This window comes from Streptomyces sp. CO7 (assembly GCF_053474865.1).
In genome coordinates this window covers 703,079-704,262 of the sequence record NZ_JBRIOU010000002.1, presented here as the reverse complement: position 1 = coordinate 704,262, position 1,184 = coordinate 703,079, and the positions used below count along the sequence as shown (strand labels likewise).

Genomic DNA, 1,184 nt, shown 5'->3' with positions numbered 1-1,184 from the left:
AGGATCTCCTGCTCGCCCCGGCCGCGCAGCAGGAGCAGCGCGAAGGGGTCGGCGTCGAGGAGCCGGGCGGTCTGGTAGCAGAGCGCGGCGGCGTGTTTGCAGGGGCGGCCGGTGTCGGGGCAGCCGCAGAACGGCAGGAGGTCTCCCCGTCGCGGCAGCAGGGGGGCGCCGACGCCGCCCTCGATCAGGCCCTCCGGCAGCTGCCGGTCGAGCAGCGCGGCGATGTGGGCGGGCCGCTCCGCCACGGCGTCCAGGAACGCCTCCCACTCGTCCTCGTCGAGGGTGCGCACCCGGACCTGGGCACGGTAGGGGCGCGGTCGGCTGCCGTGCACGTAGGCGAGGACGAGCCCCGGCGTCACGGTCACGGAGTCGACCCGGCCCTCCTCGGCGTAACGGCGGCCCCGGGCCAGCCGGGCGGGGTCCAGCGCCCGTTCGGTGAGCGCGGTGATCCAGGCCTCGCCCCAGGGTGTGCCGGCGAGGGCCGCGCCCTGCTCGCGCGGGGGCAGCCGGTCGAACGTCTTGCGGAGCTCGGCGCCCACACCCCGGGGCCGGGCCGCGGGCGCGGGGTCGTCGTGCGGGAGGGTGTCCTGCACGGGGGTTCGCGGTGGCCCCGACGGGCGCGGCGCGGGACGCCCTTCCACGGCGTCACCGGCCGACACGTCGGCCCCCGGCCGGTCGCGGGTCGAGGCGCCGTCCGCGGAGAGGTCGCCGTCCGCGGAGAGGCCTCGGCCTGCGGGGAGTTCACCGGCGGAGCCGAACGCGGGGGTACCGAACGCGGTGGAGCCGTACGCCGAAGTGCGGTCCGCGGGGGTGCGGTCCGCGGTGGAACCGTCCGGGGTGGAGCCGTCCGGGGTGGAGCCGTCCGGGGTGGAGCCGTCCGGGGTGGAGCGGTCTGCGGAGGTGCGCCCCGCGGAGGTACGGCCCGCAGCAGGGTCGTCAGCGGTGGGGCCGTCCACGGTGGGGCCGTCCGCCGCCGCGGACCGGTCGGGCAGAGCCGCGCCGGCACCGGGCAGGGCGGCGCCCAGATCCGCGAGCCTCCTCACGGGCGACGCCGACCCCTTGAACTCAGCGGCCGACGACTCGTCGGCCCCCCGGTCGCTCCCCGCTCCCGCAGCCGCGTCCTCCTCCGTGCCCACCCTGTCCGTACGGGCCTCCGCTGCCCGGGCGGCCCGCAGGGCCTCGCG

1 protein-coding gene is annotated in these 1,184 nt (G+C 78.7%); it reads right to left on the bottom strand.

Annotated features, from left to right (window positions below; all coding sequences use genetic code 11):
• The coding region (locus tag ACOV8S_RS05195; RefSeq protein WP_448316337.1) for an SWIM zinc finger family protein at window positions 1-1,043 on the bottom strand (1,043 nt) is incomplete at its 3' end.
• Between the last annotated feature and the right edge of the window lie 141 nt (window positions 1,044-1,184).